Consider the following 26,032-nt stretch of genomic DNA (forward strand, 5'->3'; position numbering starts at 1 on the left):
AATGGAGGAGGTGGCGGCGGCAGCGGTGGCAATGGTGGTGGTCACGGCGGCAGCGGCAGTGGCGGCAACAGTGGCAGTGGCGGCGGTGGCAACAGTGGCCACAGCGGCAGTGACCACGGCTCGGGCCATTCCGGCAACACGGCGTCATCGGGCCGCAGCGGCACGCATTCGGAGCCTGGCGACGACCATGGTGTGCATCGGTCCGGAGAGATCGGTGATGACCACGGTGTGCATCGCGCCGGTGAAATCGGTGATGACCATGGCGTACATCGTGCCGGTGAGATCGGTGATGACCGAGGCCTGCATGCCGCGGGCGAACCGGGTGATGATCGCGGCGTACATGTCGGTGGCGAGCCTGGCGATGACAAGCGCGCCAACTGATTCAGCCTGAAATACATTTCCCCTGTGGGAGCTAGCCTGCTAGCGATTGCGATATGCCAGTCACCTTCTTCATTGACTGCCCCACCGCAATCGCTAGCAGGCTAGCTCCCACAATGTTTTTCAGTGACTACAAAATCGCTTGTGCCTTATCCAGCCGCTCCCGCAAAAACTCGATCAACGCCTGCACCGGCCGCGACGCCTGACGATGCTGCGGGTACACCGCCGACAGCGTCAGCGGTTCCGGCCGAAACTCATCCAGCACCGGCACCAGCCGCCCATCCTTCAGCGCCGCGCCAACGATGAACGTCGGCAGATAGGTAATCCCCATTCCCGCTACCGCCGCATCCCGCAGCAACTCACCGTTGTTGACGCGCATCCGCCCGGTGACATTCACCAGCAGCGGCTTGCCCTGCCCCGCGTTGAACCGCCACTGCACCGAACGCCCATGGCCGTAAGGCAGGCAGTCGTGGCCGAGCAAGTCTTCCGGTTTGACCGGCGTACCGCGTTCGGCCAGATACGCCGGACTGGCGCAATACACCCGCTCGATTGACGCAATCCGTCGGGCGATCAGGGTCGAGTCCTCCAGCACACCGATGCGCAGCGCCAGGTCGTAACCCTCGCCCAGCAGATCCACTGGCCGGTCGCTCAGGTCCACCTCCACCGTGACCTCGCGATAACGCTGCAGAAACGGCGGCAGCAAGCAGCCCAGATGCGCCAGCGCAAACGACAGCGGCGCACTCACGCGAATCGCCCCGCGCGGCTCGGCGGTCTGCCCGGCAATGCCCTGCTCCACCGATTCCACTTCGCCGAGCAAGCGCAGCGCCGATTCGTAATAACTCTGGCCCAGCGGCGTAACGTCCAGGCGCCGGGTTGAACGGTTGAGCAATCGCACGCCGAGGCGCTCCTCCAATTGCATCAGGCGACGGCTGACGAACTGCTTGGACAGGCCCAACTGATCGGCCGCCGCCGTGAAGCTGCCGGAGTCCATCACCTGGCAAAAAATACGCATGTCTTCGAACGGGTTCATTGTCACTCTCTGGTTGACAGTTAAACGCTTTATAGCCGCTTTTTCACTTTCCGGCACCTCATTAATCTGTGCTCACGGTGTTGCTGAGGCCTGAAGCCCAGCGCCACAGCAGCCCGATCCCAAGGCATACAAAAACTCAAACGACTTAAAAAGGATTTGCACATGAACATCAAGAAAACCCTCGCCGCGTCCCTCCTCGCCCTGTCCATCGGCAACGCCTTCGCCGCCGAAAGCACTAGCGTCGAACACAACACTCAGGCCTTCCTCGACGCCCTCGCCGCCGGCGGTGGCAAACCACTTGAGCAACTGAGCCCGAAAGACGCCCGTGCAGTGCTGACCGGCGCCCAGGCTTCGGTGAAGGTTGACCTGTCCGGCGTTGAAGTCAGCGACAAGGCAATCAAGGTCGATGGCCAGACGATCAACCTGAAAGTGGTGCGTCCGGCCAAGGTCAAGGGTGAGCTGCCGGTGTTCATGTTCTTCCACGGTGGCGGCTGGGTGCTGGGCGACTTCCCGACGCACCAACGCCTGATTCGTGATCTGGTGGTGGGTTCTGGCGCGGTCGCGGTGTACGTCGATTACACGCCGTCGCCGGAAGCGCAGTACCCGACCGCGATCAATCAGGCTTACGCGGCAACCAAATGGGTGGCCGAGCACGGCAAGGACATCGGAGTCGACGGCAAACGTCTGGCGGTGGCCGGCAACAGCGTCGGTGGCAACATGGCGGCGGTCGTGGCGTTGATGGCCAAGGAACAGAAAACCCCGGCCCTGCGCTTCCAGTTGCTGATGTGGCCGGTGACCAACGCCGGGTTCGATAACGGCTCGTACCAGCAATTTGCCGAGGGCCATTTCCTGACCAAAGGCATGATGCAGTGGTTCTGGGACAACTACACCACCAACCCGGCCGAGCGTGCGCAGATCCATGCCTCGCCGCTCAACGCCAGCGCCGAACAGCTCAAGGGCCTGCCCGCCGCGCTGGTGCAGACCGCCGAGTTCGACGTGCTGCGTGACGAAGGCGAAGGCTACGCCCGCCACCTCGACGCGGCCGGTGTACCGGTGACCTCGGTGCGCTACAACGGGATGATTCACGACTTCGGCCTGCTCAACCCGCTGAATGGAATCTCCGAGGTGAAAGCCGCCGTGCGCCAGGCCGCAGCAGAACTCAAGACCCATCTGAACTGAGTGCAACCCCTCGCCACACCTTCGGGTGTGGCGTTTTCTTTTGTGCCCGCCGGAGTTCACCTCATGAGCCTTTTTTCTGCCCACCTGCTGTCCTGGAGCGCCCTGCTGCTGGTGCTCGATACCCTGCTCTGGCATCTCGCGCCGTTCAAGCATCGCGCGCAACGGGTCGCTGTGCGACTGGTGCTGTTTCTGGCCTTCAACGCACTGGTCATCAACGCCGGTGTCAGCCCGTTGCAGGCGCCGTTGTTTGCCGATGATCCGGTGGCGCAACTCGGGGCGACGGCACTGGGGATTCTCTGGTGGCTGTACGCCGCGCGGGTGCTGACCGAAGTCATCGGGCTGATCCTGATGCGCCGCATCGGCCACAGCGGCCGGCTGTTGCAGGACGTGATCGGGGCGCTGGTGTTTCTGGCGGCGATTGTTGCAGCCGCCGGTTATGTGCTGGATCTGCCGGTCAAAGGCCTGCTCGCGACTTCCGGCGTGGTGGCGATCGTCATCGGCCTCGCGCTGCAAAGCACCTTGGCCGACGTGTTTTCCGGCATCGTGCTCAACACCACCAAGCCGTATCAGGTGGATGATCTGGTGGTCATCGACGGCGTCGAAGGCAAGGTGCTCGACATCAACTGGCGCGCCACGCACCTGCTGACCAGCACCGGCACCTTGGCCGTGGTGCCGAATTCGGTGGCGGCCAAGGCCAAGATCGTCAACCTCAGCCGCCCGAACAACCTGCACGGCGTGTCGATCAGCATCAAGGTGCCGAACCACATCCGCCCGCGCCGGGTACTCGACGCCCTCGACCGCACGCTGCAAGGCAGCAGCAGTCTGTTGCTGACGCCTGCGCCGAAAGCGGTGTTGAAAGAGGCCGGCGAAGAGATGTCGGAATACGTGGCCAGCGGTTTCATCGCCGAGCTGGGCAAGAAAAGCGACGTGCGCAATCAACTGTTCGACCTCGCCCACCGCCACCTCGAAGCCGCCGGTATCTCGCGGCATCCGGACGGTGTGATCGAACCTTCGACCCGCGCTCGCGCGTTGCTTGACGAAGTGAAAATCTTCCGCTCGCTGAGCCATGAAGAACGCGATCGCCTCGCCGAATCGATGGTCGCGCAGCAGTACAGCGCCGGGCAAGTGGTGCTCGATCTGGAGGAAGTCCCGGACAGCCTGTTCGTGATCGCCACCGGCGTGGTCAGCGCCAGCGTGCCGGACGGCAACGGCTTCACCGAGGCCGGGCGCATGGGGCCGAGTGAGGTCATGGGTGAGCAGAGCATCCTCGCGGATACGCCTTCGCAGGCGACGTTCACAGCACTCACCTCTTCGATCATTTATCGCCTCGACAAGAACCTGACTCGCGCTTGTATGGAGCAGCGCAGTGAAGTGGGTCGGGCGTTGAACAAGTTGCAGGCGGTGCGTCAGCAGAACAGTCGGTTGGCGTTGATGGCCAAGCCTGTGCCGGTTCGCAAGGGTGGTTTTCTGGGGTGGTTGCAAAAGCGCTGAGCCCTTTGTGACAGGCAAAAAAATGCCCGCTCTTCAGCGGGCATTTTTTCAACCAATCACTGGGCAGTGAACTTGGTGTAGCTGTTGATCAGGTTGCGATAGTTAGGCAGACGCTGCGACAGCAGATTCGCCAACCCTTCCATATCGTTGCGCCAGTCACCCTGCAGCTCACAAGCCACAGCAAACCAGTTCAGCAAGTGCGCGCCGGCAGCCGACATACGCGCCCACGCCGCTTGTTGCACGGTGGTGTTGAAAGTGCCGGAAGCGTCAGTCACCACGAACACTTCAAAACCTTCAGCGATGGCCGACAGGGTCGGGAACGCCACACACACGTCAGTCACCACACCGGCGATGATCAGTTGCTTGCGGCCGGTGGCCTTGATGGCCTTGACGAAGTCTTCGTTGTCCCAGGCGTTGATCTGGCCTGGACGGGCAATGAACGGTGCGTCCGGAAATTGCTCTTTCAGCTCAGGCACGATCGGGCCGTTCGGGCCGGAATCGAAGCTGGTGGTGAGGATAGTTGGCAGGTTGAAGAACTTGGCGATGTCGCCCAGCGCCAGCACGTTGTTCTTGAATTCGTTCGGCGAGAAATCCTGTACCAGCGAGATCAGACCGGTCTGGTGGTCGACCAACAGTACAACGGCATCGTCTTTGTTCAGGCGGCTGTAAGGAACGTTGCTCATGTGAAACTCCTCGATGGATGGTTGTTGCGGGGAGCGCCGCTCACACAGAGCGGCGCTTTTTCAAAAGCATCAGAACGCGAAGCAGGAGCAACCGAACGCGCCCCAGAAACCGGCGAAATCGCTGACCGGCGCATTCGACATCCGCGCTTTTTCATGGCTGTGGGTATGCACCGCGCACGGGCCGCTGCACTGGTGAACCTGGGCCTGCAAGGGCGAATTCGGGCGCCAGTGGCCCGGGACTTTCACCACTGGCGACCAGTCCGGCAGCACCGGCACGCTGGCCGGCCCGAGTTTTTCGAAGTCACCGGCGGCGTAAACGATCTTGCCGCCGACCACGGTCAGCACCGACTCGATCCACTTGATCGCTTCTTCCTCGACATGGAAGAAGTCCGCGCTCAGCGCTGCCAGATCCGCCAATTGCCCGACTTTGATCTGGCCCTTCTTGCCCTGCTCGGACGAGAACCAGGCGCTGCCGTGGGTGAACAGTTCCAGCGCGGTGGTACGCGGCAAACCTTCTTCGTACAGCGCCAGACCGCCGACGGTGCGACCGCTGACCATCCAGTACAGCGAAGTCCACGGGTTGTAGCTGGACACCCGCGTGGCATCGGTGCCCGCGCCGACCGGCACGCCTTCGGCGAGCATGCGTTTGATCGGTGGCGTGGCTTCGGCAGCTTGCTTGCCGTAGCGATCGACGAAGTATTCGCCCTGGAACGCCATGCGATCCTGAATCGCGATGCCACCGCCCAGCGCTTTCACCCGCTCGATGTTCTGCGGGGTGATGGTTTCGGCGTGGTCGAAGAACCACGGCAAACCGTTGAACGGAATGTCGCGGTTGACCTTCTCGAACACATCCAGCATGCGGCTGATCGATTCGTTATAGGTGGCGTGCAGACGGAACGGCCAGCGCTGCTCGACCAGGTGGCGCACCACCGGCTCCAGCTCCTGTTCCATGGTCTGCGGCAGGTCCGGGCGCGGTTCGAGGAAGTCTTCGAAGTCCGCCGCCGAGAACACCAGCATTTCGCCGGCGCCGTTGTGACGCAGGAAGTCATCGCCCTGATGCAACTTGACGCTGCCGGTCCAGTTCTGGAAATCGGTCAGTTCTTCTTTCGGCTTCTGGGTGAACAGGTTGTAGGCGATGCGCACGGTCAACTGGTCGTCTTTGGCCAGTTGTTCGATCACCTGATAATCGTCCGGGTAGTTCTGGAAACCGCCGCCGGCATCGATGGCGCTGGTCAGGCCGAGGCGGTTGAGTTCGCGCATGAACTGGCGGGTCGAGTTGACCTGATATTCCAGCGGCAGCTTCGGCCCCTTGGCCAGTGTCGAGTACAGAATCATCGCGTTCGGCCGCGCCACCAGCATGCCGGTCGGGTTGCCGTTGGCATCGCGCACGATCTCGCCACCCGGCGGGTTCGGCGTGTCGCGGGTGTAGCCGGCCACGCGCAGCGCGGCGCGGTTGAGCAACGCACGGTCGTACAGGTGCAGGATGAATACCGGGGTGTCCGGCGCGGCCTGGTTGATTTCTTCGAGGGTCGGCATGCGTTTTTCGGCGAACTGGAATTCGTTCCAGCCACCGACCACGCGCACCCATTGCGGGGTCGGTGTGCGGTCGGCCTGATCCTTGAGCATGCGCAGCGCATCGGCCAGCGACGGCACGCCTTCCCAGCGCAGTTCGAGGTTGTAGTTCAAGCCACCACGGATCAGGTGCAAGTGCGAGTCGTTGAGCCCGGGAATCACGCAGCGGCCCTTGAGGTCGACCAATTGAGTGCCGGCGCCCTTGAGCGCCATCGCCTCGGCATCGTTACCGACGGCGACGAAGCGCCCGTCCTTGATTGCCACGGCGCTGGCGAGGGGTTTTTCGCGGTCTACCGTATGAAATTGGCCATTGAACAGAATCAGATCGGCGTTCATCGCAGTTCCTTCGAGATAAGTGAAACGGAGCCCGGACCCGCCGCTTCAGCGCGGCGGATTGGCATTGGATTCGAGGTGTTTGTGTGACTGACCGGCTTCCAGCCACGGCGCGAACAGACGGGTCACGGGCGGCATGAACACGTAAACCACCGACACCACGATGGTCAGGGTGATCAGGAACGTGGCGACCACGTAGTTGGAGAGAAAGGCGTTGAGTTGCAGCAACGGCCCCCAGATCAGCGGCACCAGCAAGGTGTGCGGCAGGATCACCAGCAGCGTCACCACCGCCTGCTTCCAGCGCGGTGGCGGCGAACCGGCCTCGGCCGTCGGGGTGAACCAGAATTCGTTGGCTGCGTTGACTTCGGTCTGGTCGCCGTCGGCGAGCATCGGCGCCGCTTCATCGATCAGCTTCTGACGCTGCGGCGAATCGAGCCAGCGCTGCATCGCGTCGGTCGAGCAATAACGCAGCACGCAGGTGAACAGCGCGAGCCCGCCCTGCTGGCTGCGCATCACGTCCACACCCAGATGCCCTTCTTCGCGCCCCGCCACGCTGACGATATTGCGCAGCCAGGCTTCGTACGGCGCTTCAAAACCGGCCTTGACCCGGTGCTTGACGATCAGCGTCACGGTTTCTTCGGGTCCCGGTTTTTTCAGGGTCTGGGCATCAGGCATAACGGAGTACTCCGGGCAAACGAACATTGAGCGCCAGCCGTCCCGGCCCGGCGATCAAAACAGTGGTGAAGAGGATCAACAGCAACCAGCCGAACTGCCCTTCGGCCACACTCCATTGCGGATGCACAAGCAGCAGCGCCACCAGCAGCACAAACAGAATAGGCAAGCACGCCAGACGCGCCAGCACTCCGGCGACGATCAGTAGCGGGCAGAGGACTTCGGCGAAGATCGCCAGAATCAAAGTGAGGTGGGCCCCGAGGTGAAACGGGTCTTCGATCAGTTGCAGCTGCGCGGTGAAGTCCAGCAGCTTGGGCAAGCCGTGGACAAACAGCAGAAACAACCCGCCGGTCACTCGCAGGAACAGCAGGCCGAGGTTTTGCGCCTGGTCATTGCGCTGAGAAAGTTGCATGGCCCTACCCTTGATCGATCATTGCCGCAAATAGTGCAACGAACGGGTAGGGCAAAATTGAACAGGTGTGCTCTTTTGTCCTCAGGTCAACGGGTGTCTTTGATTGTGTATTCCCGCGCGTTGAAATCGATGCGCGCTACCGAACCCGGCACTTGATCCATGTACACGGCGAACAACACAGACAAGGTGCTGCCGGGTCCGAGCGCAAGCATGTAGTCGGAGCGGATGAGCGTGCTGTAGCGGCCTGCCGTCACCCATGCCCGATGTACCGCATTGCGCGAGTCTGTCCAGATGGAGAGGTTGTGCTCGGTGCCGCTGGCATTAAAACCGGTCAGCTTCAATTCAAGCCGTTGCCCGGTGGCAATACCCAGCCAGGTGAGAAATTGCACAGTCGCGCCGGCAACGACATCTTTCAGGTCGAGTTCAGTGCCTTTCGCTTCGGCGATCACAGGCGGAATCCGCAACGCCTCAGGTATGGGCAAAACCTTCAGCGGCCAGGGTGTCGAAGTAACCGGTGCCGACGTACCTCGTACATGTGTGAACGAGATAGCTGCAGTTTTATTCATGCTGTAAGCCACCAGTGCGACCGGCAACGGCATTTCCATGAGCATCGCACTTACGGGGACCAAAGCCGTAGTGCGAGAACCGGCAGACGGCGTATCGGGTTCGGCAGCCCAAGTGGCACTGACGAAGTCGGCGTCGTCGGGAACATTCAAAACGGCGGTCAGGCTCACCTCAGCATCCGCCGGGTTCAAGGTGACGTTGTCCGGGGCCTCCTTGATCCTCAGTTCTTGGCTGAAAACAACCTTTATCGTCCAGGTGTTGGACGCTCCGCCGTCAACATATTCGGCCCTGAAGACGTGTTCGCCGTCAGTCAATGCCGTGACTGAAAACTGCCAGGTGCCGGCGTTAACCAAAACCGAGTCCAGGCGTGTTTGCCCATCAAACAGCACAACCTCGGCACCGTCAGTGCCAACACCATCGACGGTGACACGGCTGGACGGAGTTTCCCCGCCGTCGGCAATCAGCCCCTGCGGCCCCGTCACCGACATTATCCTCGGCGCCCTCACAGGTGCAGTCCGTACGATGTAGTTTCGATGGGCAAATGCCTGGGCATCGGATTGATCCGGACTGTTTTGCAGCCCGGCCCAAAAACTCAACGTCAGCACGCTGCCATTTTTCAGACCTTGCAGCGGTGCAGCAGGGACCTTTTGTTCGTAATATCCGAGACTGAATCCATTACCGACGACGTTCTCCGGCGCTTGCCAATACCAGGCCTCCCAGACATCGCCGTCGGGCTTCACACCTGTGAGCAGGAGCCAGAAGAACTGCTCGCGCCTGCTCAGCAGCCATGACCGGATACGCAATGTAACCTCAGTCAGTTCGCTCACATCCAGGTCACGGCCCTCACCTTCGTCGCTTGCCTCTTTAATCACCGGCAGGGGCAGATCAAGTTGGTTGATGAGCGGTATGTAAAGCGGCAAAGGTTGTGATTCCACAGACGGTTCAGTGCCACGGTAAAGCGTGTAAAAGGCGATGACAGTCAGCCCGAGATTGAAAGCCACCAATGTGGTGTCAATGTGGGTCGTAAAAGGGCGTTTGAATCCGCCGATCGGGATTCGCGGCGACGTATAGGAACCGGAACCTGGAGTTCCAGCCACCTTGATCGTAATAAAGTCCCCTGGCAACCAAGGGAAGTCGATTGTTACCGTCAGGTTGTACCGGGCGGCCGCTGGCACCAGGAAACCCTTCGAACTTTCTTCAATTGCCAGTGGTGGCAGATCGTCACGGGTGAGCGCAGGAATCGGCGTGTCCATATTCACTTCCCTTGATAACTGGCCGCTTCGGCATTGGCCCATCAAACACGGGAAGACAAGCACGCACCACTGTCAGAACTAACAGGTTGCGGGTTGATTCAGACGAACGGCACGCTTAAACCACCGGAATATCCAGCGTCACCGACATGAACTGACTGATCCGCGAACGCAGCCATTTCTCCGCCGGATCGTTGTCATGCACCCCGCTCCAGGCCATCGACAGTTGCGCCGCATCAATCGGAAACGGCGGATCCTCAGCTCGCAACGCACAGCCATCGACCAACGCACACGCCGCGTAATCCGGCACAGTCGCGATCATCTCGGTGCCCGCCAGCAGCGCGCGCAAACCACTGAATTGCGGCACGCCAAGCACCACCCGGCGGCTGCGACCGACCTTGGCCAGGTCCACGTCGATGTTGCCGCTCAGATCCCCCGAGAACGACACCATCGCATGAGGCCGCTCACAGTACTCGTCGAGGGTCAGCGGACCCGGGCGGCTGTCACCGCGCAGGACCTTGCAGGGAATGTCGCGCAGTTTCTTGCGTTTGGCGTTGGCCGGCAGATCGGTGGTGTAACTCACGCCGACGGAGATTTCCCCGGAGGCCAGCAACGTCGGCATCAGCAGGTAGTTGGCGCGGCGCACCACGACCACGATCCCCGGCGCCTCTTCCTGCAACTGGCGCAATAGCGGCGGGAACAGGCCGAACTCGGCGTCATCCGACAGGCCGATGCGGAACACGTCGCAACTGGTCGCCGGATCGAATTCCTTGGCCCGGCTGACCGCACCGGAAATCACGTCCATCGCCGGTTGCAGTTCCCGCAGAATCGCCAGCGCCCGCGCCGTCGGTTCCATGCCGCGACCGTTGCGCAGCAACAGCGGGTCGTCGAACAGATCGCGCAAGCGGCCCAGCGCCGCGCTCACCGCCGGTTGGCCCATGAACAGTTTTTCGGCGACGCGGGTCAGGTTCTTTTCGAACATCAGTGCTTCGAAAATCACCAGCAGGTTCATGTCGACGCGGCGCAGATCGTTTCGGTTCATGGGGCACGTTTTCCTTGTTTGAGCCTGACGTGAAAGGTGGGCACTTTACTCGATGAGCGGCACTTTGGCCGCGCGTTTGTAGGGACCGTATTCGACCGGCACCCACTGGAAGTGTTTGTCGACCGCGGTGATATGGCCGATGCCCGGGAACGGCAAGTGCGCAGCCGTGACCCAGGTCTTGCTGGCCGCCGCTGCACTGAACACCGCGTTACGACTCTTGATCGCTTGCTGGCTGTTGACGTCGAAGCTGATCGCTACCTCAGGATGATCGAACTGCACCGCGAGGTTGTGCACCAGATCCCCCATAAACACGATGCTCTGATTCTGTGAAGTAAAACGGTAAGTGGTACTGCCCGGCGTGTGCCCGGCTTCCAGCGTGGCTTCGACCAAGCCCGGCAACGGCGACTGGCCCGCCGCGAATGTCTTGAAGCGCCCGGCGGAGACGTATGGCGCGGTAGAGTCCTGAGCGATCTTGAAGAACTCCCGCGCGCCGGCTGGTGCCTTGGCGAGGGCCTTCGGGTCGAGCCAGTAATCGGCTTCTGCCTTGGCGGCGTAAACCGTCGCATTGGCGAAGATCGGTTGTTGCTGGCCGTCGACCAGTCCACAGACGTGATCCAGGTGCAGGTGAGTCAGCAGAATCGCATCGACCTGTTCCGGCTTGTAGCCCGCCGCCCGCATGTTCGCCGAGAGCTGGCCGGCAGTGGCGCCGATGCACTGGCCCGCGCCGGTATCCACCAGAATCAATTGTTTGCCGGTGTTGACCAGGAACGCATTGAACGCAGTCTGCACGCCCGGCGTTTCAATCGAGCGGCGGGCCAGCAAGGCGCGAATCTGGCTCTGGCTCATGCCCTGCAGCAGCTTCGGCGACAAATCGTTGTAGCCGTCGAACAGCGCCGTCACTTCGTAATCGCCCAACGTCAGTCGAAAATAGCCTGGCGCCTGCGTGCCGACCTGCGGCGCCTGCGCCATGGCGGTGGACATCACCCCGACCAACGCCACGCCGATTGCGCCGTTGAACAAACCTTTCATATTCATCCCCTCGAACGAGCCCGATTCTGCGGCCCTTATGGCCCGCTCCCCATCGTCGCCATCCTGCCCGGTTCCCGTCATGGGGACTTGCAGCGGTGTGCTGAGTTGAAGCTGACAGTGGAATTAACAACGTTTAACTCGTCAGCCTTCGCCCCTCGCCAAACAATGAATCCCTCTGCGCAGCGTTGTTTTATTGACCTGAGGGAAAGCGCTGACCGTGCGTTCCCCACCGACACGGACCTTGGCCATGGCTCACTTACAGCAAACCGTCGCCCGCGCCCCTGCCAGCGAACCCCGCAAGACCAGCACCGGTGGCCTCAGCCCGCAGCGCGAGCGGCTGGTGAAACAGCTGATCCTCGAACGCCTCGGCGACAGCCTTGAAGTCACCGAACTGGCCAGCGCCTGCTCACTCTCACGCAGTCACTTTTCCCGGGCGTTCAAGTGCAGCACCGGGTATTCGCCGCAAGACTGGATCCGCACCCAGCGCATCGCCCGGGCGAAGCTGTTGATCCAGCACACCAACCACAGCCTTACGCAGATCAGCCTGGAATGCGGCTTCTGCGATCAGGCGCACTTCTGCCACATCTTCACCCGCAGCGAAGGGATCAATCCGTTTGCGTGGCGTTGTCAGGTCATGAAAAACCGCTGAGACGGTTTCATCCGCGAACCATCCGCTGAGCCAGTCGCGCCACCCGCTCGCCCAGGTGCGCGGCGGTTTGTTGGTCTTCCACAGGAGGTGCCTGCTCGGGCGGTTGTTCGACACTGGATTGGGACATCGCACCGAGGGAGCTGCCGAGGCGATTCAACTGGCCGTCGAACACACCTTCGCACGCACGCGCCGGCAACAGATCAAGCCCGACCCAGATCATCGAATGCTGGGCCGCGAACACCGCCATCTGCACCAGGGTATTGAGCTTGTCGCCGCACAGGCTGCCGGAATTGGTGAAGCCCGCCGCGAGTTTGTCGCGCCACGGCCGGGCGAGGTAGAACGAGGCCGTGGCCTCCATGAATTGCTTGAACGCCGCCGAGGCGCTGCCCATGTAGGTCGGCGCGCCAAAGATGATGGCGTCGGCGCGGTGCAGGTCATCCCAGTGGGCTTCCACGTCTTCCACCGCCAGCAGCAGGCAAGTGCTGCCCAAATGGCGTTCCACACCTTGGGCCACTGCCTGCGCAATGACGCGGGTGTGCCCGTAGCCACTGTGATAGACCACCACTACCTTGCTCATCGCAGCGTCCTCCGGACGTATGCATTCCATTGCCCCGGAGTTTTGGCTCTGACGCGGGCGCGGACGAGTTAATCGTTGTTAATTTTTCCCGGCTGTCGGGTGAACCGGCACAGGTTCCGGCCTTTAAATACAGTGGTGACGGCACTGGATGCCGAGCGATGCCGGGGCGCGTGCATTGCGCGCACGTTGCACTGGCGACAAATCCTGAGGAATATGCCCGGATACTGCGGATTAGACGGCTTGCGTGACCCTCGAGTCGCTCCCCGCCCTGCCCGTCACGGATTCTTCACCGAGGCGGACCAGGATCATAAAAAACGTCGAAGGAGTGAGCGGTTGAGTCTTTCCCCGAATCAGGCCATCGGTTTCGGCCCCTATCGGATCCACCCCGGCCAGCGGCTGGTGCTTGAAGGCGACCAGCCTTTGCGCCTGGGCCGCCGCGCCATGGACATTCTGCTGATCCTGCTGGCCCACGCCGGCGAGGTGGTGAGCAAGCAGCAACTGATCGCCGGAGTCTGGCCGGACAGCGTGGTGGAAGACATCAATCTGCGGGTACACATGGCCGCGCTGCGCAAGGCCCTCGGCGACGGTCAGGCCGGGCAGCGCTACATCGTCACGGTGGCGCAGCGCGGCTACAGTTTCGTCGCGCCGGTCGTGCTGCAATCGATTGAGCAACGCCCCACCGCCGCCACTATCGGCCGGCATAACCTTCCATTGCGTCGCACGCGGATGATCGGTCGCCAGTCGGTGGTCGACAGCCTGATGACACAACTGCCGCGCCAGCGCAGCATCACCCTGGTCGGCCCCGGCGGCATCGGCAAGACCACCGTGGCCCTGCGCGTCGCCGAGCAACTGATCGGTCGTTATCGCGACGGGATTCGTCTGCTGGATCTGGCACCGCTCAACGATCCGGGCTCGATCTGCTCGCACCTCGCCGCCCTGCTGGACCTTTCGCTGCACGATAGTGAACCGATGGCCTGCCTGATCAACAGCCTGCGCGAGCGGCAGATGCTGCTGGTGATCGATAACTGCGAGCACTTGATCGACGCCGTCGCGCTGCTCAGCGAAAGCATTCTGCGTGGCGCGCCGCAGGTGCACATTCTGGCCACCAGCCGCGAAAGCCTGCGCGCCGAGGGCGAGTATGTGCAGCGGCTGGAGTCTCTTGATTGTCCACCACCGATTGCAGTGCTCGACCGCGATCAGGCGATGGGATTCTCCGCGCTGCAACTGTTCGTCGAACGGGCGATGGCGGCCCACGAACACTTTGAGCCGGGCAACGCTGATCTGCCCTTGATCATCGACATCTGTCGACGGCTGGACGGCATCCCGCTGGCACTGGAGCTGGCCGCCGCGCAGGTGGCGGGCCTTGGTCTGGACGGTTTGCTGAGCCAACTTCAGGGGCGTTTGCCGGCGGGCAATCAGACTCGCCTCGGCCGGCATGAAACTCTGCGCGCTACGCTCGACTGGAGTTTCAACCTGCTCAACGCCTGCGAACAGACCGGCCTGCGCCGACTGGGCGTGTTTCGTGGCGCATTCACGCTGGAATCGGCGGCGGCGGTTATCGTCGGTCAGCACATCGAGTCGAACGAAGTGTTCGCCTCGATCACGCAACTGGTCGCCAAGTCGCTGCTCAATGTCGAGGTCGGTGATGAAGAGGTGTTCTATCGCCTGCTCGACACGACTCGTCGCTATGCATTGGAAAAACTCGATCAGGCTGACGAACTCGGCGAAACCCGCGAACGCCATGCCGAACGCAGCCTGGCGCTGATGCATCAGGCTCAGGCCGATTGGGAGAACACGGCGACCGAAGTCTGGATCGAGCGTTACGCCCGTGGTCTTGAAGACCTGCGCGCGGCGCTGGACTGGACGCTGAACGACGAAGGCTCGCGCGCGCTCGGCGTGCGCCTGACGGCGACGTCGGCGCCGTTGTGGCAGGAGCTGTCCTTGCTGAAAGAGTACGGCGTGCATGTGCGCCGGGCACTCGCGTTGCTGGCGTCATCCGACGAGCCCTGCCCGCGACTGGAAATCGCCTTGAAACTGGCGCTCGGCAGCGCCTGCTATCACACCTGGGGCGGCACCCCGGAAACCATCGAAGCCTTTGCCAGTGCCCGTCTCTTGGCGCAAAGGCACGACGACAAGGCCGGGCAATTGCGCGCCGTGTCGGGGCACATGGCGGTCAATCTCAGTTGCGGGCATTACCAGATGGCGCTGGAGCAGAGCGAGCAATTCGAAAGCCTCGGCGTGCACGGCGATGCGCAGCTGTCCCTGAGTACCCATCGCTTGCGGGTGCTCGCGCTGCATTACGCCGGCGATCAGCATCAGGCGCGAATCCACGCCGAGCAGGTCATTCAGCGCATGGCCCACAGCGGCCACCTCAACCGCTTCACTCACGGTTTCGGCGTGCAATACGATCAGAGCGTCGCCTCGCTGACCGTTCTCGCCCGAGTGCTGTGGCTGCAAGGTTTTCCCGAGCAGGCCTGGCGCACGGCGCGGCAGGCACTGGACATCGCGGTGCAGATCAACCACGGCACCTCGATCTGCTACACGTTGGCACTCGCCTCGTGCCTGATCGCCCATTACAACGGCGACGTACAGAACGCCCGCGCGCTGCTGCAACTGCTGCTCGAACAGGCGCAGAAGCATTCGGTGCTGCTGTTCTACACGTGGGCGCGGCACTACGCGCAGGTGATCGACGCCGACAAGGCCCCCGCCATCCCGCCCGCCGACAGCGGTCTGGTCAGGGAAATCATGGTCACGCTGGATCCGGGTTTCGTCGATGATGCTTTGCTCGAACGAGCGGAAAGTGGTGCGGCCGGCTGGAGCACGGCGGAGATCTTGCGGGCTCGGGCCGAGCGATTGCTGGCGGCTGAATCGCCCTGTCATCACACGGTCGAAAGCGCTTTGCAGCAATCGCTTGAAATTGCGCGGACACAAGGCGCCCTGACCTGGGAACTGCGCAGCGCGACGTCGCTGGCGCAGTTGTGGCAGCGTCAGTCGCGCTACCGTGAGGCACTCGAATTGCTGACACCGATCTACCAGCGCTTCACCGAAGGCTATGCCACCCCGGACTTGCGCAAGGTGCGGTTACTGCTCGACGAACTGCGCGGTCAATCGGCCGCTTGAGGCTGGCCGGGTGCGACCCAGGTAACGCGCGTGCCGACGCTCGACATCACTCAGTTCGCCGCCCTGCTCCAGCTGTTCGCGGGCATAGCGGCGTGTGGTGTTGAGCATTCGATAGCGCAGTGTTCCGCTGGATCGGTCCGTTGTCAGCAATGACCTGGCCGCCAACTGTTCAACCACTGCCACCAGTGTCGAGGGTGGTAGTTGCGCGCAACTGATCACACCGATGGCGGCGTCGAGGGTGAATGCCATCTTGAACACCGACAAGCGTTGCAGCACGCGTTGTTCCTGCTCGCTCAAGCGCTGATAGCTCCAGTCCAGCGCAGCCTTCATCGACTGGTGGCGTGTCACGGCAGTGCGGCGACCGTGACTCAGGACTTGCAGGCCTTGGTCCAGCTGGGTCTGAAGGCCGACCAGCGCCAGCGCATCGATCTGCGCCGCCGCCAGTTCGATCGCCAATGGCAGACCGTCGAGCCGCCGACAGATATCGCGCACCGTTTCCAGATCCTGCTCACGCAGACTGAAGCCGTGTTGACGCGCACGGGCGCGACTGACAAACAGCTGCACCGCCGAATAGCCCATGACCTCGGCGACACTGTTGAGGGCCGAGGCTTTGGGAAGGGTCAGGGGCGGCAGCGGCTGGAGGACTTCCAGACCGAGACGCAACGGTTCGCGGCTGGTGGCCAGGATCGAAAGACGGGGCGCGGCGTCGAGGAGTGTTTGCAGCAGGTTCCGGCAGGCTTCGTGCAGATGCTCGCAGTTGTCCAGCACCAGCAAGGCGTGGCGCGCTGCCAAGGTGGGGAAATCGATATCGAGGGTTTTCAGCAGGTGATTGAGGAGCGGAGTGTCTCCGTCGATAAGCGACAGATCCACCTGCCACACGCCGTCACGGAAATGTTGCAGCAGCAGTTCTGCTGCGCGCAGTGCCACGGTGCTTTTGCCGACACCGGCAGGCCCGGTCACCGTCAGGAGCCGGGACAGCGGCAGTTGCCGCACCAGACCACCGACCAGTGAGTCGCGCCCGGTGACCGGCGTCAGCCGCGCGGGCAAATTGTGTTGGGGCGCTTGCAGGTTTTCGAACACCACGTGAGCAGCGCTGTCGCCCTGCACCGGGGCCACGAAGCTGTACCCGCGCTGCGGCACATTGACGATGTAGCGCTGGCCTTTTTCGCCGTCGCCAAGGGCCCGGCGCAGCGCGGCGATGTGCACCCGCAGGTTGATCTCCTCGACCACCGACGTCGGCCACACCAGCGAAATCAGTTGCTCTTTGCTGACCACCCGCCCGGCGCGCTCGACCAGCACTTGCAGAATGTCCAGCGCACGACCGCCCATGCGCAATTGCCGATCCCCTTCGAGGATCAGCCGTTGACGCAAATGGAACGCGTACGGTCCGAAACGCAGGACCGACGCCGAGTTCAATTCGTTGAGGCTGTTCATGTCCGTTATCTTCGCAGGCCTCGATGACGATACAACCACCACGCGGGGTCCAGCACGGACATCCGGATGCCCGTAACGGACAGAACCGCTCTAGCTGAACTGTTCGCGATATTGCGTCGGGGTCAGCCCGAGCTTTTCGCCGAACAGAAAACGCATGTGCCGCACGCTGCCGAAACCGCTTTTGTAGGCGACGGTTTTCAGCGGCAGATCGCTGGTTTCCAGCAGATTTCGCGCGCAATCGATACGCGCACTTTGCAGGAATTCCATGGGCGTCATGTTGACCTCGCGAGCGAACACCCGGGCGAAGTGCCGTGCACTCATGTTCGCAAGACCTGCCATGCGCTCGACGGTGAAGGCTTCCTCCAGATGCTCCAGCACATGATTCTGCACCCGGGTGATCGGGGTTTCCTGGGGCGCCACTGCCGCCATCAACGGGCTGAACTGCGCTTGCCCGCCCTGACGTTTCATCACCACCAGCAACACCTTGGCCACGTCCTGGGCAACCTTTTTGCCATGATCGCGGGCGACCACCGCCAACGCCATATCGATGCCGGCCGTGACGCCTCCGGAGGTGATCAGGTTGCGATCCTCGACAAAAATCTGGTCGGTGGCGACGTTTGCCTTCGGAAAACCCTTGATCAGGCGCTCGGTGTAATTCCAGTGAGTGGTCACACGATAGCCGTCGAGCAAGCCGGCGTGACCCAGCACGAAGGCGCCGGTACAGATCGAGCCGTATTGCCCGGCACGCGTGACCGCGCCTTGCAGCCAGGCGAGCAACGGCGGGTGTTTTTCGTTGTAGGCGCCAGGGCCGCCCGGCACCAGCAGCAAGTCGTAGCGCTCATCGGCTTCGTCGATATGCCGATCGGTGTGCACGAGGACGCCATTGGACGCACGCAATGGCCCGCGCTCGGTGCCCAGGGTGGTCAGGTGATAGTGGGCTTGCGGTTTCAGGTAGCGGTTGGCAACCGAAAAGACCTCCAGCGGCCCGGCCATGTCGAGCAGCAGAAATTCCGGAAACAGCACCATTGCCACGGTCTTCATGGGGGTATCACCAAAATCTATGTGGAATCATAAGTCTGCGCATTATGGCCAGATACGGTGGAACCGTTGGAAAAGAATGCGTGATCCAGTGCTCACAACTGTCAACTAAAAACGGACAGTATTTCAATTTTCATCTACTTATTGCATCGCAGGGTAACCAGTAACCTTCTCCTCACTCGGACGAATCAACGTCCTGAAAGGAGATTTCATCATGCTGACCCTTCGTAAAGCTTCCGACCGTGGTCTGGCCAATCATGGCTGGTTGAAGTCGTTCCACACCTTTTCCTTCGCCAGCTACCGTGACCCGCGTGAACAGGGTTTTTCCGACCTGCTGGTGATCAACGATGACCGCGTTGCCGCCGGCAAGGGCTTCGGCCAGCACCCGCACCGTGACATGGAGATTTTCTCCTATGTGCTCGAAGGCGCCCTGGAACACAAGGACACCCTCGGCACCGGTTCGGTGATCCGCCCCGGCGACGTGCAACTGATGAGCGCTGGTAGTGGCGTGGCCCACAGTGAGTTCAACCATTCGGCGACCAAGCCTGTGCACTTCCTGCAGATCTGGATCGTGCCGGACGTCAGCGGCGCGAAACCGCGTTACCAGCAAGAGCACTTCAGCGAACAGAAAAAACGCGGTCGCCTGCAACTGATCATTTCGCCCGAAGGTAGCCACGGCTCGCTGAAAGTACGCCAGGATGCACGAGTGTATGCCGGACTGTTCGATGGTGAGGAAAGCGCCACCCTCAAGCTGCCTGCCAACCGCTATGCCTACGTGCACGTTGCTCGCGGCAGCGTTGAACTGAACGGCGTGCAGTTGAAGGAAGGCGACGGCGTGCGGGTTCGTGAAGAACAGGCACTGACCCTGAGCAATGGCCATGATGCCGAGGTCCTGGTGTTTGACCTGCGCCCGCAGGAATTGCCGGAAATGCCATAAGCCCGTGGTTTTCATCGCTCGAAAAAACGGCCTTCGTTGAAGGCCGTTTTTCATTCAGCATGCAAGGTCATCAGCACTGCCGGCGCAGGGTTTCCAGCCTCTTTCACCGATTGAATCATGGCCAGGGTGGTCTGTATCGTGACAAGCACGTTTGACTGGTTCGCGTAGTAGGAGCCGACGAGAATGGCAACCATCCCCAGAAAATGTACGGTGGTCGCGGCCCAGTAGTTCGCCTTGTTCGTCGAGACCATTCTCATTGCTTCGTCTATACGCTCCAGGGATCGATCCATACGAGCCGTCATCAACGCATAACGCTTGTCGCGCTCCTGATGAACCTTTTCCTGTGCCAGACGAATTCTTCGCTCAATCTTCTCTCGCTCCAGCCAGGCTTTTTCATTGGCCTTTTCCCTTCCCAACCGAATCCTTTCTTGCTCCTGGCGAAGGTTCTCCAGATACCGCTCCCGAGTCAGGCGGACTTCTTCCTGAGCCCTCTCTCGCTCCAGCCGAGCCTCTTTCCGAGCCTTCTCCTGTTCCAGTCGAACCTTTTCCTGAGAGCGCTCTCGCTCCAGCCGAGCGGCTTCCTGAGACCGCTCTCGCTCCAGTCGAGCCTCTTCCTGAGAGCGCTCTCGCTCCAGTCGAACCTCTTCCTGAGAGCGCTCTCGCTCCAGCCGAGCCTCTTCCTGAGAGCGCTCTCGCTCCAGCCGAGTTGCTTCCAGCTCCAATCGAGCAGCTTCCTGCGATTGCTCCTGCTCCAACCGCACCTTGTCCCGCTCGGCCTGCTGGGTCAGAAAGCCATCGATCTTGGCGGACATGGATTCGATCCGTGCATCGATTCTTGTCTCGATGACCTCGATCCTGGCGCTGAATTCGTCTCGCGTTATGTAGGTCATAGACTCAGTTCTATCCGTTTGCCCGGCCATGTCGCTTGCTTGAAATTGGCTGACTTCCCTTGCAATCAATTCCGCACCTCTGACGTTTATCAATACTTCCCTGGATTGATCACCTCGGAGCATTTCACCTGTTCACTCCGGGTGTGAGAAACGATAGGGCCCGGCCAAAAAACTCACAAGCCAGCGGATTCTGGCGCTGTTGTAGGCAAGATCGTCAGCTGATGTAGCCGTCCTACACGGCATCAAGGACTACTCATTCTCCAGCGCAAACGCTTCGACAATCTGCTCGATCACCGCCCTGACCCGCGCGGTATGGCGCAGATCCGCGTGGGTCACAAGCCACACTTCATAAGGCAACGGCCGCGTACGCTCCGGCCACAGTCTGAGCAGACCATCGCGCTCGCCCATGTAGACCGGAATTTCTCCTACACCCAGACCGGCGGCAATCGAGCGTCGGACCAGCAGACTGGAGCTCAGACCGGCGACGATCCGCCCGCGAGTCACGGGCTCGGTCACCAGGGTCAGGTCCTTGTTGCCTTGCAGATATGGCTGGTACACCACCAGATCATGGCCCTCAAACGCACTGCCCGGCGCCGGCACACCATGCCTGTCGACATAGTCCTGCGAGGCAAACAGCCCCACGGGCCAACGCGCGATGCGCCGGGCGATCAGGTCCGGGTTGTCCGGGCGGGTATTGCGTACGGCGATGTCAGCTTCGCGTTTGGCCAGGCTGAGGATCTGCGTGGAGGCGTCCAGTTGCACGCGCACGTCCGGATGCCGTTCGTGCAACTGCGCGATGGCCGGGATCAGGAAATCGATGGCCAGCGAATCGGTGGTGCTGACCCGCACACTGCCGGTCAGACGGTCGTCCAGGCCCTGGATTCGCCGCTCCAGCTCCAGCGCCGAATGCTCCATTTTTTCCACCGACTTGAGCGCCGCTTCGCCGACGGCCGTCAGTGCATAGCCCTCGGAGGTGCGCAGGAACAAGGTCGCGCCCAGCGACTTTTCCAGTGAGGTGATGCGTCGCCCGACTGTCGCCTGATCCACGCCCAGCACGCGCGCGGCGCCGCGTAACGTCGACTCGCGACAAACCGCAAGAAACACCCGTGCGTCATCCCAATTCATACCGTTCTCCATTGATGCATAAACGCATCACTACAACGCAAACTTGCTGCATTAACGCAGCAACAATAGCCGATATGCTGGACGCCATAAACCTTTCCACAGGATTGCCGTCATGCGCACTTCAACTGCTTCGCCCGAACGTCCGGACACGAGTGTCTGGCTGGCGATCTTCGCCGGACTCTGCGCCAGCCTGGTCAGCATCGGTCTGGCGCGTTTCGCCTACACGCCGCTCATCCCTTCGCTGATTCAGGCGCAGTGGTTTTCCGCCCATGATGTGGTCTATCTCGGCGCGGCCAACCTGGTCGGTTACCTGATCGGCGCCCTCCTCGGCCGACCGCTGGCACGTCGGCTCACCCAGAGAAATGCCTTGCGACTGATGATGCTGGCGGTAACCGTGGCGTTTTTCGCCTGTGCGTACCCGGTGTCGGTGAGCTGGTATTTCGGTTGGCGCCTGCTGTCCGGCATCGCGGGCGGCGCGATCATGGTGCTGGTGGCCGCGACGGTGCTGCCGCATGTACCGGCCGCGCGCAAAGGCCTGGCCAGCGGGGCGATTTTCCTCGGCATCGGTCTTGGCATCGCTGGCTCCGGCACGATCGTCCCGCTGCTGCTGAATCTGGGCCTGCAAGCGACGTGGCTGGGATTGGGAGTTTTGTCGCTGGCACTGACGGCTTTGAGCTGGTTCGGCTGGCCTTCGGAGCTGCCCCATGCAACCACCGCAACGGCTCAGCTGGATCCGGTCGAGCCGACACCGCCTGCTGTTTATCTGCTGTTTGCCCAGTACGCGTTCATGGCCGCCGGGCTGGTGCCGGCCATGGTTTTCCTGGTGGATTACGTCGCCCGTGGCCTGGGCGCCGGGGCGCACGTCGGCGCGCTGGTCTGGATCATGTACGGTCTGGGCGCCATCGTCGGCCCGGTGAGTTATGGCTTCCTCGCCGATCATCTCGGCGCGCGGACCGGCATTCGTCTGGTGCTGGTGGTGCAGGCGATCACCCTTGGCTTGCTGGCCATTTCGCATTCGGTCCTGGCGCTGGCACTGCTGGCAGTGATCCTCGGTTCGTTTCCGCCGGGCATTGTCCCGCTGGCGTTGGCACGGGTGCATGAGCTGGTGCCGGATCATCATCGCCAACAGGTGGCGTGGAGCCGGGCCACGGTGTCGTTCGCCACGTTTCAGGCGCTGGCCGGCTTCGCCTATTCGGCGCTGTTCAACGCCACGGGCGGACAGCATGTGCTGCTCTTTGTGATTGCCGGCGGTGCCATCGTGATCGCGCTGATACTTGAGCACGCCATAAAACTGCTGCCCTCCTCCGTCGAACAACGCTGCTGCGCCCAATGACGGGAATCATTGCGCCCTGCCTGTGCTCCCATCTACTGATCACTTGTTTCAAGAGGAATCGAAAATGACGTTGCCTACCGAAATGACCCGAATCGAAATCACCGAACCGGGCGGGCCCGAGGTTCTGCAATCCCGACGCGTTCCGCTGCCGGCCGCCGCAGAGGGCGAAATACTGATCCGCGTGCGCGCCGCCGGCATCAATCGCCCCGACGCTCTGCAACGCGCCGGCAAATACCCGATGAAGCCCGGCATGAACCCGATTCCGGGCCTTGAAGTGGCCGGCGAGGTCGTGGCAATTGGCAGCGGTGTCAGCACATTCGCGGTCGGTGACCGGGTCTGCGCACTGACCAATGGCGGAGGTTACGCCGAATACTGCACGGTCCCGGCCGGCCAGGCCCTGCCGATCCCCGATGGGCTGGACTGGATTCAGGCAGCGGCCATTCCCGAAACTTTTTTCACGGTGTGGGCCAACCTGTTCGGTCTCGGCGGCGCCAGCCGAGGTCAGCGCGCCTTGATTCACGGCGGCACCAGCGGCATCGGCACCACCGCGTTGATGCTATGCCGCGAGTTTGGCATCGAAGCCTTCGCCACCGCCGGTAGCGCCGACAAATGCGCAGCGATCCGCAAACTGGGCGGCGAAGCGATCAACTACCGGGAACAGGATTTCGTGGCTGTCATCGCTGAAAAAACCGCCGGCCAGGGCGTCAATGTGATCCTCGACATCATGGGCGGCTCGTACCTCAACGGGAACATCAGCGCCTTGGGGATGGATGGGCGGTTGGTAATGCTCGGGTTCCTCGGTGGCGCGCGGGCCAATGACATCGATCTGCTGGCGATCCTCGGCAAGCGTGCGGTGGTTACCGGTTCCCTGCTTCGCGCCCGTACCGCGGCGGAAAAGGCCGCCATCGCCGATCAATTGCGCGAACACGTCTGGCCGGTGCTCGCCGCCGGACGCTGCCTGCCGATCATCGAAAAGGTCTACCCGCTCGCCGACGCAGCCAAGGCCCATGCGCACATGGAAGCGGGCGACCACATCGGCAAGATTGTGCTGAAGATCGACTGAGTCGCTGCAGTATTTTGTAATCGTTGCAGGCGTGCGGTGGTCGAAAATGTCACGCACGGGTCAAGGCATCTGGTAAAAAGCGTTCTTTGTCCGCGCCGTGGTGAAACGTTTAATGTTCCTTGCCTTCATGACCCGACTTCGACGCCGCCGTCTGGCGTTCGCCTGCATGGTCGCCCTGATCATCGGCGTGCCGGCGAGTTGTGCCGTGCTGGAACACACCGAACGCAAGCTGCTGTTTCGCATCGAACCGGGCACCGCCGGCTGGTATCACGGATTGCCCGGCAGCGTGCAGGAACTCGACCTGCAACCGAAGAGCTTCAAGGCCGGGCAAAACATTCACGCCTGGTGGTGGCCGGCGGAGCGCGCCGATGCTCCGGCCATCCTTTATCTGCACGGCGTACGCTGGAACCTCACCGGGCAACTGTTTCGTATCGAGCAATTGCGCGCAGCAGGTTATTCGGTACTGGCCATCGACTATCGCGGCTTCGGCCAGAGTCATGGCGACCTGCCGTCGGAAAGCACGGTGTACGAAGATGCGCGGGTGGCCTGGGAACGCTTCCAGCTGTTGCAACCGGACCGGAACAAACGCCTAATCTACGGGCATTCGCTGGGGGGCGCGGTTGCCATCGATCTGGCTGCCGAACTCGGCCGCGATGCTGCCAGCCATCACACCCCACTGCCGGTGCGTGGGCTGGTCATCGAATCCACTTTCACCTCATTGGCGGATGTCGCGGCTGCCGTGGCCAACACCTCTCTTCCCGTCCGTTGGTTGCTGTCGCAGAAATTCGATTCCATCGACAAGATCGCCGAGATCCACATGCCGCTGCTGGTGGTGCACGGCCTGGCCGACGCATTCGTGCCGTCACGCTTCAGCGAGCAACTGTTCGCCGCCGCCCGACAACCGAAACGCCTGTTGCTGGTGCCCGGCGCAACGCACAACAACAGCATGGCGCTGGGCGGACAGAACTATCGCAAAGCGATTGATGCGCTGATGCAGACCCGACCTGCCGCCCGAGTGGCGGGCGCCGCGGTACAGAGGAACCCGCGCGACTCCTGACGCCCCTCCCCGCAGACCATCGGTCACCCCGAAAGGAAATTCTTGCAGCATCGGCTGGCAATCCGGCGTTCTAACGCTTTGCTGGATGGAGTCAATCCATGACGCTGCTTCGGCACACCCGGCCGCGCCGCGTCTAACTGCCTATTCGGGAGCACCCTCATGAAAATCAACCCGTACCTGATCTTCAACGGCGACTGCCGCGCGGCCTTCACGTTTTACGAGCAATGCCTGCAAGGCAAACTCGAAGCGATGATGACCTTCGGCGAAACCCCAGCCGCCGAACATGTCCCCAAAGAGCATCACAACCTGATCATCCACACCTGCCTGAAAGTCGGCGATCAGATGCTCATGGCGTCGGACACCACCCCCGACCGCCCGACCCAAGGCATGAGCGGTTGCTCGATTTCCCTGAATGTCGACAGCATCGCCGAGGCCGAGCGGGTGTTTAACGCCCTGGCCAAGGACGGTCGTGTCGACATGCCGCTGGAAGCCACCTTCTGGGCCGCGCGCTTCGGCATGCTGGTGGATCGTTTTGGCGTGTCGTGGATGGTCAATTGCGAAAGTGACAAGTGACGCTCTCATTGCACCGGACATGAAAAAGACCGACCTCTTCAGGTCGGGCTTTTTCATTCAACGCTGGGCCAGCTCGTGCCGAACGCACTGTTCGTAGTAGGTCTGCTTGACGGCCGCCGGCTTCAGCCGCGACGCGCTGTCGTAGGTCTGCTCAGTGATGCCCATGGCGGTCATGCGCATCCACGGTTGCTGGAACTTGCGCGCCTGCAAGCGCTTTCGCGCACCATAAAGAGAAATGCCCGAAAGCTTCGATTGTTGCGCACCGGCGGCAATATCCGAACCCCAGGTACACGCAAAACGATGGCTCTTGCTCAGTTCCCTGGCCTGGGCCTCCAACGCGAACAGAGCGAGGGAAAGCGTTGCTACGGTGATGACAATCGTCCGCATATAGCCCACCTAACCTTTTGAAAAAAGGCGAGTTTGCCGGGACTTGAAACATTCGGGGGCCAGCAATTTGCCGCCTGTTGCAGCCATGCTCGACCGGAGGCTCTCCACACAGATGCGCGGCTACACAGCCACCCGTCTCCCACCTCTCCCGCCCGTCAGCCGCTCGGCACTTTGTTTCGCCTCTGATTTTCCAAGGTAAATCCACCCGACGCGG

23 protein-coding genes and 1 pseudogene are annotated in these 26,032 nt (G+C 61.7%); 10 read left to right on the forward strand and 14 right to left on the reverse strand.

What is annotated here, in order from left to right; genetic code table 11:
- A pseudogene (locus tag K5E37_RS29450) lies at positions 1 to 381 on the forward strand (hypothetical protein); the annotation flags it as partial.
- 127 nt (positions 382 to 508) lie between these two features.
- Here the strand turns inward: K5E37_RS29450 and K5E37_RS16820 are convergent.
- Entirely contained in the window at positions 509 to 1,408 is a 900-nt protein-coding gene (locus K5E37_RS16820) for a LysR family transcriptional regulator (protein WP_085607732.1), read from the reverse strand.
- Positions 1,409 to 1,570: 162 nt separating this feature from the next.
- Between K5E37_RS16820 and K5E37_RS16825 the strand changes: the two genes are divergently transcribed.
- Positions 1,571 to 2,587: an alpha/beta hydrolase gene (locus tag K5E37_RS16825; RefSeq protein WP_221534559.1), complete on the forward strand. Its 1,017-nt coding sequence runs from the start codon at positions 1,571 to 1,573 to the stop codon at positions 2,585 to 2,587.
- A gap of 63 nt (positions 2,588 to 2,650) precedes the next feature.
- Positions 2,651 to 4,078 (forward strand): mechanosensitive ion channel family protein, encoded by a 1,428-nt coding sequence (locus K5E37_RS16830; RefSeq protein WP_221534561.1) that lies wholly within the window; start codon positions 2,651 to 2,653, stop codon positions 4,076 to 4,078.
- Between the two features lie 56 nt (positions 4,079 to 4,134).
- Here K5E37_RS16830 and ycaC read toward each other — a convergent pair whose 3' ends face one another.
- The 7 genes from ycaC to K5E37_RS16865 all read right to left on the reverse strand — a co-directional run bounded on the left by ycaC (position 4,135) and on the right by K5E37_RS16865 (position 11,635).
- Positions 4,135 to 4,761: an isochorismate family cysteine hydrolase YcaC gene (gene ycaC, locus K5E37_RS16835; protein WP_064595127.1), complete on the reverse strand. Its 627-nt coding sequence runs from the start codon at positions 4,759 to 4,761 to the stop codon at positions 4,135 to 4,137.
- A 69-nt stretch (positions 4,762 to 4,830) separates the two neighbouring features.
- On the reverse strand, positions 4,831 to 6,669 hold the full coding sequence (locus K5E37_RS16840) for an amidohydrolase (RefSeq protein ID WP_221534563.1): 1,839 nt from the start codon (positions 6,667 to 6,669) through the stop codon (positions 4,831 to 4,833).
- Positions 6,670 to 6,714: 45 nt separating this feature from the next.
- A complete protein-coding gene (locus tag K5E37_RS16845) occupies positions 6,715 to 7,341 on the reverse strand; it encodes an antibiotic biosynthesis monooxygenase (protein WP_221534565.1) in 627 nt (208 codons plus the stop codon).
- Positions 7,334 to 7,750, reverse strand: coding sequence for a DoxX family protein (locus K5E37_RS16850; protein WP_007956088.1), 417 nt, complete (start codon positions 7,748 to 7,750; stop codon positions 7,334 to 7,336). The genes K5E37_RS16845 and K5E37_RS16850 overlap by 8 nt, the downstream gene beginning before the upstream one ends.
- A gap of 86 nt (positions 7,751 to 7,836) precedes the next feature.
- Positions 7,837 to 9,567 carry a hypothetical protein gene (locus tag K5E37_RS16855; protein ID WP_221534567.1) on the reverse strand — a complete coding sequence of 577 codons (1,731 nt, stop codon included), beginning with the start codon at positions 9,565 to 9,567 and terminating at the stop codon, positions 7,837 to 7,839.
- Positions 9,568 to 9,682: 115 nt separating this feature from the next.
- A complete protein-coding gene (locus tag K5E37_RS16860) occupies positions 9,683 to 10,606 on the reverse strand; it encodes a LysR family transcriptional regulator (protein ID WP_221534569.1) in 924 nt (307 codons plus the stop codon).
- 45 nt (positions 10,607 to 10,651) lie between these two features.
- On the reverse strand, positions 10,652 to 11,635 hold the full coding sequence (locus K5E37_RS16865; RefSeq protein WP_221534571.1) for an MBL fold metallo-hydrolase: 984 nt from the start codon (positions 11,633 to 11,635) through the stop codon (positions 10,652 to 10,654).
- Between the two features lie 247 nt (positions 11,636 to 11,882).
- Here K5E37_RS16865 and K5E37_RS16870 point away from each other — a divergent pair, with 247 nt between their 5' ends.
- Positions 11,883 to 12,284, forward strand: coding sequence for a helix-turn-helix domain-containing protein (locus tag K5E37_RS16870; protein ID WP_007956080.1), 402 nt, complete (start codon positions 11,883 to 11,885; stop codon positions 12,282 to 12,284).
- A gap of 7 nt (positions 12,285 to 12,291) precedes the next feature.
- Here K5E37_RS16870 and K5E37_RS16875 read toward each other — a convergent pair whose 3' ends face one another.
- A complete protein-coding gene (locus K5E37_RS16875; RefSeq protein WP_221534573.1) occupies positions 12,292 to 12,861 on the reverse strand; it encodes a flavodoxin family protein in 570 nt (189 codons plus the stop codon).
- A gap of 333 nt (positions 12,862 to 13,194) precedes the next feature.
- On the opposite strand from K5E37_RS16875, the gene K5E37_RS16880 reads away from it, so the two are divergent.
- On the forward strand, positions 13,195 to 15,981 hold the full coding sequence (locus K5E37_RS16880) for a winged helix-turn-helix domain-containing protein (protein ID WP_221534575.1): 2,787 nt from the start codon (positions 13,195 to 13,197) through the stop codon (positions 15,979 to 15,981).
- Here K5E37_RS16880 and K5E37_RS16885 read toward each other — a convergent pair.
- The gene (locus K5E37_RS16885; RefSeq protein ID WP_085607756.1) at positions 15,943 to 17,415 is read right to left on the reverse strand and encodes a winged helix-turn-helix domain-containing protein; all 1,473 of its coding nucleotides are present in this window, start codon (positions 17,413 to 17,415) and stop codon (positions 15,943 to 15,945) included. The two genes, K5E37_RS16880 and K5E37_RS16885, sit on opposite strands and share 39 nt — an antisense overlap.
- A 90-nt stretch (positions 17,416 to 17,505) precedes the next feature.
- The gene (locus K5E37_RS16890; protein ID WP_085607758.1) at positions 17,506 to 18,456 is read right to left on the reverse strand and encodes a GlxA family transcriptional regulator; all 951 of its coding nucleotides are present in this window, start codon (positions 18,454 to 18,456) and stop codon (positions 17,506 to 17,508) included.
- Between the two features lie 211 nt (positions 18,457 to 18,667).
- Between K5E37_RS16890 and K5E37_RS16895 the strand changes: the two genes are divergently transcribed.
- The gene (locus tag K5E37_RS16895; protein WP_085607760.1) at positions 18,668 to 19,390 is read left to right on the forward strand and encodes a pirin family protein; all 723 of its coding nucleotides are present in this window, start codon (positions 18,668 to 18,670) and stop codon (positions 19,388 to 19,390) included.
- Positions 19,391 to 19,440: 50 nt separating this feature from the next.
- On the opposite strand, the gene K5E37_RS29455 is transcribed toward K5E37_RS16895, so the two are convergent.
- The gene (locus K5E37_RS29455) at positions 19,441 to 20,202 is read right to left on the reverse strand and encodes a hypothetical protein (RefSeq protein ID WP_260404282.1); all 762 of its coding nucleotides are present in this window, start codon (positions 20,200 to 20,202) and stop codon (positions 19,441 to 19,443) included.
- Positions 20,203 to 20,529: 327 nt separating this feature from the next.
- Complete coding sequence (locus tag K5E37_RS16905; protein WP_221534577.1) at positions 20,530 to 21,405, reverse strand: LysR family transcriptional regulator; 876 nt, start codon at positions 21,403 to 21,405, stop codon at positions 20,530 to 20,532.
- 112 nt (positions 21,406 to 21,517) lie between these two features.
- Between K5E37_RS16905 and K5E37_RS16910 the strand changes: the two genes are divergently transcribed.
- The 4 genes from K5E37_RS16910 (at position 21,518) to K5E37_RS16925 (ending at position 25,431) form a co-directional block, all read left to right on the forward strand.
- The gene (locus tag K5E37_RS16910; protein WP_221534579.1) at positions 21,518 to 22,738 is read left to right on the forward strand and encodes a YbfB/YjiJ family MFS transporter; all 1,221 of its coding nucleotides are present in this window, start codon (positions 21,518 to 21,520) and stop codon (positions 22,736 to 22,738) included.
- 64 nt (positions 22,739 to 22,802) lie between these two features.
- On the forward strand, positions 22,803 to 23,801 hold the full coding sequence (locus tag K5E37_RS16915; protein ID WP_221534581.1) for an NAD(P)H-quinone oxidoreductase: 999 nt from the start codon (positions 22,803 to 22,805) through the stop codon (positions 23,799 to 23,801).
- A 112-nt stretch (positions 23,802 to 23,913) separates the two neighbouring features.
- A complete protein-coding gene (locus K5E37_RS16920; RefSeq protein WP_221534583.1) occupies positions 23,914 to 24,858 on the forward strand; it encodes an alpha/beta hydrolase in 945 nt (314 codons plus the stop codon).
- 159 nt (positions 24,859 to 25,017) lie between these two features.
- Positions 25,018 to 25,431, forward strand: a complete 414-nt coding sequence (locus K5E37_RS16925; protein WP_007956062.1) for a VOC family protein — start codon at positions 25,018 to 25,020, stop codon at positions 25,429 to 25,431.
- Between the two features lie 57 nt (positions 25,432 to 25,488).
- On the opposite strand, the gene K5E37_RS16930 is transcribed toward K5E37_RS16925, so the two are convergent.
- Entirely contained in the window at positions 25,489 to 25,818 is a 330-nt protein-coding gene (locus tag K5E37_RS16930; RefSeq protein WP_007956060.1) for a hypothetical protein, read from the reverse strand.
- Positions 25,819 to 26,032: the final 214 nt, after the last annotated feature.

This window comes from Pseudomonas sp. RIT778, assembly GCF_019718735.1.
Classification (GTDB): Bacteria; Pseudomonadota; Gammaproteobacteria; order Pseudomonadales; family Pseudomonadaceae; genus Aquipseudomonas; species Aquipseudomonas aphyarum.